5 protein-coding genes are annotated in these 8,470 nt (G+C 46.5%); 1 reads left to right on the forward strand and 4 read right to left on the reverse strand.

Annotated elements, in window-relative coordinates; translation table 11 throughout:
• The 4 genes from A3750_RS19860 to A3750_RS19875 all read right to left on the reverse strand — a co-directional run.
• The coding region (locus A3750_RS19860; protein WP_156498768.1) for an ABC transporter substrate-binding protein at positions 1–465 on the reverse strand (465 nt) is incomplete at its 3' end.
• A 27-nt stretch (positions 466–492) separates the two neighbouring features.
• Entirely contained in the window at positions 493–2,712 is a 2,220-nt protein-coding gene (locus tag A3750_RS19865) for an EAL domain-containing protein (RefSeq protein WP_197475177.1), read from the reverse strand.
• 260 nt (positions 2,713–2,972) lie between these two features.
• Positions 2,973–3,308, reverse strand: coding sequence for a hypothetical protein (locus A3750_RS19870; RefSeq protein WP_068548675.1), 336 nt, complete (start codon positions 3,306–3,308; stop codon positions 2,973–2,975).
• Positions 3,309–3,719: 411 nt separating this feature from the next.
• Positions 3,720–5,801 carry an ATP-binding protein gene (locus A3750_RS19875; protein ID WP_197475178.1) on the reverse strand — a complete coding sequence of 694 codons (2,082 nt, stop codon included), beginning with the start codon at positions 5,799–5,801 and terminating at the stop codon, positions 3,720–3,722.
• A 417-nt stretch (positions 5,802–6,218) separates the two neighbouring features.
• On the opposite strand from A3750_RS19875, the gene A3750_RS19880 reads away from it, so the two are divergent.
• Complete coding sequence (locus A3750_RS19880) at positions 6,219–8,195, forward strand: methyl-accepting chemotaxis protein (RefSeq protein ID WP_068548682.1); 1,977 nt, start codon at positions 6,219–6,221, stop codon at positions 8,193–8,195.
• Positions 8,196–8,470 lie beyond the last annotated feature (275 nt).

Consider the following 8,470-nt stretch of genomic DNA (forward strand, 5'->3'; position numbering starts at 1 on the left):
GACTTCTCCCGCATGAACAGCTGTCGCCGCCAATACCCTGAAAAAGTGATCGTCTTTGTTGGACAAATCGTTGGTCGTCACGGTCACGCCCATCATCACAGTTTGTGCTTGCTCTGCCATCGGCGCCACTTGCACGGCCATCGAACTGGTAACAGGACCAATAATTGCGTCAACATTTTTTGCGAGCAACTCTGCAACGACTTTTTTGGCGGTTTCTGGATCTTGGCGATCATCTCGAATGAGTGTTTGAATGGGTTGTCCGTTGATCCCATCCGCTTTGTTTGCCTCCTCTACAGCGAACAACATACCGTTTCTCGCTGGCCCACCCAAATCGGAAACTTTACCCGTTAAGCCACCGACAAACCCGAGCGTAACCGGTTCTTTCTGCCCGCATCCGAACAGATGAAGACAGCCTGCAAAAATTAGGGCTACGGCCATTATTTTGGTCAGTTTCCTGTGCAACATCGTTTCATCCCAATTTGGTAGTTAACGCTAAAATGCGTGATTTAAACCGCTTGAATATTGTTCGATCCAAGGTTGGATCTGATCAGAAAAAAGCGGTTTTGCAAAAAAATAGCCTTGTGCAAAATCACATTGATTGCGCTTCAACCACTCAACCTGAAACAGCGTTTCAACGCCCTCAGCAACAATATCCAGACCTAGGGAATTACCCAGCCGGATGATGGTTTCCGGGATGCGCGTGTCACAATCAGACTCCGTAATACGGTCAATGAAACTCTTATCTATTTTCAAACTTTGAACATTCAACTTTTCTAAGTATGACAAGGACGAAAACCCTGTTCCAAAATCATCAATGCTCACTTTGATACCGAGAGAAGCGATGCTGTCTATTAACGCTTTAACTGCATTAAAGTCATGCATTGCAAACGATTCCGTGACTTCCAACTCGAGCCAGCTAGGGTCTACGCCAGCATATTCGATCGCGTTTTTGAGCATGCTGATAAATTTGGGTTGCGCAAACTGAACCACGGAGACGTTAACCGCAACGGTCAGATCTAGGCCAGAGATCTCTCTTATCTGTTTAATTTGAACCAAAGAGCGACGCAAAGCCCACTCTCCCAGGGGAACAATGAGCCCAGACACCTCGGCAATCGGAATAAACTCGATGGGTGGTACAAATTCACCTAGCGCGTTTTTCCATCGCATTAAGGCCTCAAAACCGCGGAGTTCACCTGTCGATAAATCAATTTTCGGCTGATAGACCATGAACAGATGCTCCTGATCAAACGCCTTTCTTAGGTTTTGCAGCAAGTTGACGTGACTTTCGGTTTCTTTAAGCATGTCTTGCTGAAAAGATTGATAGCTGCCTCTCAACGTCTGCTTCGCGCGTTTAAGCGCCGTATTCGCCTGAGCCAATACTTCGGTTGCCGCTTTTTGAGCATCCAGCCTAACCTGTCCCTGCGTTGCACTAAGAGAGTGCGCCGAGCCCTGAATATAAAAAGGCTCTTCGAAACTACCCGCAATTGTGTCGTGGGATAGCTCATCCATTCGCCCTAGAATCCCGAAAGTATCACCCGATACTCGAGCTACTAGCTGCTCATGATGCGCCGCTTGTAACCGGTCGGACACGTGTTGAAGTAAAATATCCCCATTCTCTGTTCCGATGGTGTCATTGATGGCGCCAAACTGATCAATATCAATAAGGATAATCTGTAGATCAGGGGTTTGGTTCTGCAAGTGACTCTCAATCGATTGCAGAAAAGACAGGCGATTAGGCACCCCTAACAATTGGTCACGATAAGCATACTCATGACGCTGCTCAAGCAAGGTCACATTATCGATACTGGCGACGATATTGGTTGAAAACAGCTCCAATAAACTCATGTCATTGGGCCGATCATTCAACTGCTCTGCCAAATAAACAATCATTTCGACTTGGTCAGGCGTACGAAAATACAAACAGCTCAGGTTATCTTTAAAGATATGGTGTTTGCTCACCGCGGTTTCTTTAATCAATTTCACCACGTGAGGCAAGGCAATATCAGCGACCGGTTTGAGGATGTACTCCCTAAACCTCCCTGCGCCCGCTATCACCTGTAGCTCATCGTTCGACTCGTGCTCGCCGGGATACCCTTTGACGCAAACCAAGCCTTCTGCAGGTAGATTAAATAATGCCGTGAGTTGCGTAATAACGCCGTCGGCGAACTCTTTGTATCCTCGCAAGTAAAGTAGCTCTTTCGACGCCCTGATGATACTTTCAAGCCCTTTCTTGCTCAGTTGTAAAGCACGAATCTGGGAATATGAACGGATAGCAGCGGTTAATGTTGTAAACAGTTTATTGCGGGTGAGTTCAGATTTCGCCTTGTAGTCATTGATCTCATATTTGGCAATTGACTCGAGCTCAGGCGCATAGCCAGGTTGCCCTGTACGGAGAATGATACGTGTGTCCCTAATCGCCAAGTCTTCGCGCACGTATCGAACCAGCTCAAAACCTGCCTGATCATTTTCCATCACAACGTCTAAGAGAATAACGGCGTAATCCGACTTAGTAGACAAAATCTTTTTTGCCTCTTCGCTAGAATAAGCATGATCAAACTGAAGCGGACGGCCACATAACCTTTCGCGCCCAAGCGCTAGGATGGTGGACTGATGTACATCTTGCTCATCATCGACAACGAGTATCTTCCAGCAAGATTCATCAGAAGGGCTGTCAGAGAGAGACGTTTCCTCTGCAAAAATCAGCTCGTCCATGTAAGGGAACTCCATAGATTTCTTAGGCAATTACTAGAGTCTAGTAGTGCTAAGGACAACTGTCTAAGATTCGTTCCAGATTCCCAAAGGCTATAATGGACAAGCTCTTCTGCGCTCAGTCGTCGTGTCTGATCGACACGATCTCCAGTCAAGGTTTGCTATCGCATATTATCCCAATGCATCAGCGGACGTTTCGATTATCATCAAAGAAAAGTATGCGCAACTGAGCGCGCCTAGGAAGGTATGTTTCTCTGAGGCAATCAGTCAAAAAATGATACCTCGTGCACCCAAACCTTAGATTTGAACAATCGATCAAGCGCACCCATATCCCGCTCCCAGTATCCCTTTGCAACCGCATCCAGGAAAGCGAGCTCAAGGGTCTCAAAGGTATAGTGTTCTTTAAACCCAGTTTCATCAAACAACTGATAGCGGTACTTACCAGGCACACTCGCATCGCGTAACAATACCGCCCAATTTGATCGTTTGCGGTTTAACAGCGTCAACCCCTCATTGAGGTTTGCGACACATTCATTGTTCAGAAACCTATCGTTCGGCTTTTCTCGTTCAAATCCTTTCAGGTGTTTGCAGATACTCATGACACACCTCCAACTTCGATTCAGCTTGCTTCCGCACCGCGCATATTGATCATTCGATGCTTAAAGGAAACATAAGCATGTTTCGAGCCGTTCTTTTCTAAATGAAGAATATTCACGTGCTTTGCGCCGCTCAACACCCTGTTCGGGCCACTAATTCAGGACATTCAACGTGGAACACGGCAGCGATATTCCGGTCTTTGATACAGCGTCATTACACAAACGTTTAGGCTGCGACTTACAAAATAGAAGACAGCTTCAAACAACATCCAAACAGCACCTAAACAACACCTAAACAACAGCGCTTGATCGGCAAAGCATCGCGCGAACGCCTACTGTGGCGTCATTTTATGCTGCGCTAAACACGAGAAAAAATGAGTAAATTGAATGCGTGAATTGAAGATCGCCTGAAAGCTAGGACGACGAAGTGAACTTTAAGAAGGATTCAATAGAGGAGCTGAAGCTTTGCATATCAACCGGCTTGCTTAAAAAAGCATTTGCACCGGCTGCTAGATATTCTTCTTTTTCTTCTTCCCTTGCACTCGCCGTTAGCGCAACTACCCAAGGAGCTGTGTCTGATTGCGTAAATGCTCGAATCTTGCGTGTCGCTTCTAAACCGTCCATCTCTGGCATCTGCCTATCCATATAGACAATATCAAACCGTTCCTGCTCAATCATCTCCAACGCCTGACGCCCGCTTGTTGCACGCTGACATTCATAGCCCAGCTCATTCAAGATCATTGCTGCAACCTCAAGATTGATTAGTTGATCATCCACAACAAGTAACTTCAAATCTTGTCTATCACATACTTCCGGAGCGTGTTCCAATGATTGATCTGGGACCACTTCAAGTGCTTCTGCCGTCACCTCTTGGTAGGGGATCAAGATATGGAAACTAGATCCTTTGCCCTGTTTGCTTTTAACGGAAATATTCCCTCCCATCAAGTGTACAATCTTCTCGCAAATCACAAGACCTAAACCGGTTCCGCCATACTTTCTTGTGATTGACTGGTCGGCCTGAGTAAAGGGATTGAAGATTCGTTTCAGCTCCTGTTCAGACATCCCTATACCCGTATCTTTCACCCTGAAACTCAGATATTGATCACCTAGGTAGTCTTTCAGTTCCGCCGATATCGTGATCGTTCCCCTCTCGGTAAACTTGATGGCATTCGATAGAATATTAACCAAAACTTGCTTTATTCTGACCTCATCACCTTGAAAACAATCCGGAAAGTCAGAAGCGATGTTGAGGTTTATGGAAACGTTCTTTTCGTTCGCTTGCAGATCAAAAGAATGGAGAACTGATTCTATTGTTTTGCGGGGGTCAAACACGTTTTGCTCAAGCTTCAGATTACCAGCATCAATCTTGGAGAAATCCAGAACGTCATTCACGAGTCTGAGCAAAATTTTTGAGCTATCGAGGATCTTATCAAGCTGACGCTGCTGTGAATCTGACAAATCGGATCGACCGAGAACTTCTGCCACACCAATAATGCCATTCATCGGCGTTCTTATTTCGTGGCTCATGGTCGCTAAAAACCGACTGTGCGTTTTCGCGTCAGATTCTGCTTCCAGCTTCTTATAACGAGAATGGATTACGTAAGCACCGAACCCCGATACCACAAGTCCTGTGAGGGTGATCAACAACAGACTCATATAATTCGATGGCGCGACGTGCTTCACCCCCATCACCCAACCTCCGCCCGGCAGCATAATCTCGGTGGTATCCTCAGGGGCATCAAAAATAGAGTGGTCTCCCCAAAACACTTCGCCCTCCTCCCCCAGGCCATGTCGGCCTTTTAACGCAAACCCGTACTCCTTTGGCAGTTTGTCTAGCTCAAACTCTTTAAAGAGACGCTCGGTGTCGATCAGCATCGTTGCAAGGCCCCAAAAGTCACCAGGAATTTTGGCTGGCCATGCAGCATTGGGCGATGCACGATTAAGATCAAACATCGATTGTGAACGATACACGCCCGGATCAGTAAAAATCGCCTTTCTTGCAATAATGGCGTTGCCGCCCTGAAGTAAAGTCAGCGGCCCTGCAACCACCGTTGCCTTGTTAATGATGGTTTGAATAACCTGATCTCTTCGATGGTCGTCTTTCAGTAAATCATGCCCAACCGCTTTTAAATTTTTAGCCTTTTGAGAGACGTACGTCACGACACCATTCGGAGCAAGCTGCAAGCTAATGATACTGTTATTGGTCTGCTCCAACGACGCGGCGAACCGATCAAAACGATCGGAGAATTCAGCATCCGCATTGTTGGAATAAAGGTCTTTATTTGCGTGCACAAAGGCCTCTAGGGCTTTGAGCAAAGTGAAGTACCGATTTACGGACTGCTCGATAACGGATCGAGATCGCGCCAACTCCCGGCCTACGTTCAGCTGGTTATCGCTCGTGTTGGATTTGGCATCGTAATAGAGAATCACACCGGTCGCTAACAAGGAAATGAGCGACCAGATGATTATTAAAATAACGGCGCGATTTGCTGCCATTGATTGACCCCGCCGCAGTGACCATTGATCAAGAGCTTGGCTTGCTGCCATCCCGCAGTATATCGCTAAGCTGAACGTTTCAAGAAGTGTAGTTCAATTATGAAAAAGCGTCATAAGCCTGGGAGAACAACCTCCCGCTAGGCGATGGGAAAGGCGATGGGAAAGCCGCTTTTTGACAGCTCATTGAAATAAATCTTTAACATTTCTCCCGCATTTTACGTCTATATTCAAAACGCTGTTGAGTATGCGTTTTAACCCATGCGTCTTTTTGGATACGAGGAACGCAGAAAAACGTGCGAAGCATCGAGAGTTGTCGATTAGATTCTCGCCACAATGAATGTCGGTTCAGCATCAAGCAAAACCGATCACTTTACGTTATCTATATACAGCTTATTTTGTGTTTCGGGGAGTTGATGAATGAAGGTTCAGTTGTCACGGCTATCTCTTCTTAATTCTCTTATTTTGTTTACGATCGCCATGATCCTAGCGTTTTCGACCATATGGGGTCTAAAAGAACTTCGCGCGCCCTATCTAGAGCTCGACAAACTGAGTACGTTGAACGAGCGCTTTGTTCTCAACGTCGTCAGGCCCATCGAAGAGTACCTGAATACCGGAGATGCAACCAAACTAACCGAAGCGACCCAAGGCATAGAGGTTAGCCTTACCTCCTCTGAGATACTATCTGAAGCGGCAAAAGTAACGCTACAAGAAAAACTAACGGAGCTGAGCCTATTTTTAGATGGCGACTTCAGAGCTGCAGGCAAGTTATCTGGCGATCCACAGGCGCTGCTGCTTCAAAATGAACGCGAAACACGCGATGAACTCTCATTACTGACACGCTATGCCTTAGATGGCTATAACAGCGACCCCATTGCAGCAACGCGCTACATCAAACTCGCCACCAGTCTGCTTGAATATGTTCATGCACAAGCGTTAAATCGCCAAGCCTATTTTGAAACCTTCTCTCAAGCAAAGTTTGAAGAAATTCGCTCTTCGATTACCTCAGCAAAGAACGATGCCGAATCAATGCGCGCTCTTCCATTGCTTGGCGTCTTTGAAGAGGCAGAGGATGACTTTGGTTTGAGCTTGGGAGACAGCGAGGAAGAAGCCGAAGATAAGGGCGTCTCGCTAAGAGATAACATCGGTTATTTGCTTGATCGCTATATTGCAGAAATCGATCAGACCCGCGACATCATTTCAAAAGTGAGCGACAGCAGAGCTTCACTCAGAACACAGCTTTCAGAAATCAAACTCATTTTTGAACAACAAGCTGACTCGATCAGCACGCTAGCCAGCACGTCTTATGCGACCGTGCGCACAGTGCTATTCGGTACTGTCATCGCCATTGTTGTGTTTGCCTTACTGATTGATGTTGTTCAACGCAGCATTATCAAGCGCATTCGTGAATTAGTGCCGTATCTCGAAGAATATGCAGCTGGCGATTTTAGACGCCCAATCAACGTAAATGCGATGACACTGGAAGTACAATCACTCAGCGACTCATCCAACAAGTTAAGAGAAAGTCTATCCAGTTTAGTTGGAGACGTTCAAACCCGTATCGCAGCGGTCAACGACATAAGCCACTCGTTAGAACTTCTCGCTCGAGAAGTCGATAGCCGTTGTTCAGAGCAACAAAACGAGACCGGAACGATTTCGGTCTCTATTGAACAAATGAATGCGTCTTTCAACGAAGTCGCCCAAAGTGCGGCAAGCGCAGCAGAGGCCGCCTCGCTTGCAGAGAGTGCAATCGGCGAAGGTAATCAGCGCGTTCAAGGCTCTGTTTCCAAGGTGCGTGCTCTTGTCCAAGACGTTAAAAAAACAGCCGAATCGGTGAGCGCACTTCAAGCTGAATCGGAAAATATAGATTCGATCATTAATGTCATTGATGGGATCGCGGAGCAAACCAACTTACTAGCCTTAAATGCCACGATTGAGGCAGCAAGAGCCGGTGAGCAAGGGCGAGGTTTTGCGGTTGTTGCTGACGAGGTTAGGAGTCTATCCCTTCGTACTTCCGAGTCGACGAAAGAAATCAAAACAAGTATCGAGCGCTTGCAAACGATGACACGTCAGGCCGTAGAAATCATGCAAGGACATAGTGAAGTTGCCGACAACGCCGCAACTGAAACCGAAAGTGCAGGCGCACAGCTCAACGAGACGGTTTCAGAAATTACTCGCATGAAGCAGATGAACAGTCAGATTGCTGTGGCCACTGAACAACAATCCTCTGTTGCAGCCGATATCAGTAGCAATATTCAAAGAATACGGGTCATGAGCAGCGACACATCAGAGCAAGCAGCACTGACTCAATCTCAAGTTCTAGAACTACTGGACGAAGCAAACTCACTGATTGCATCTGCCAACCTCTTTGTGATCAAAGATAACGCGCCTTCTTAATGAAACGTGCTGAATGGCGTTTTGATTCAAGCTATGTTTCTAGACGCATTCTGATTAAATAACGATGGCAAAAATAGTCAGCCTCGCGTCACCATCTTCAGCATCAACAAGCAGAATCCAAGTCGGTAGTTTGAGGTATTAATGATGCAGGTATGAGTAAGACGGTCCTTAGCACAGTACCGTCACACGACTTCTTGGGACTCAGAAATGAAAAAAGGCAAACCAGTAAATTACTGATTTGCCTTTCTTTATTTGGTAGCGGGGGCCGGATTTGG

The sequence above is a fragment of the Oleiphilus sp. HI0079 genome, assembly GCF_001635105.1.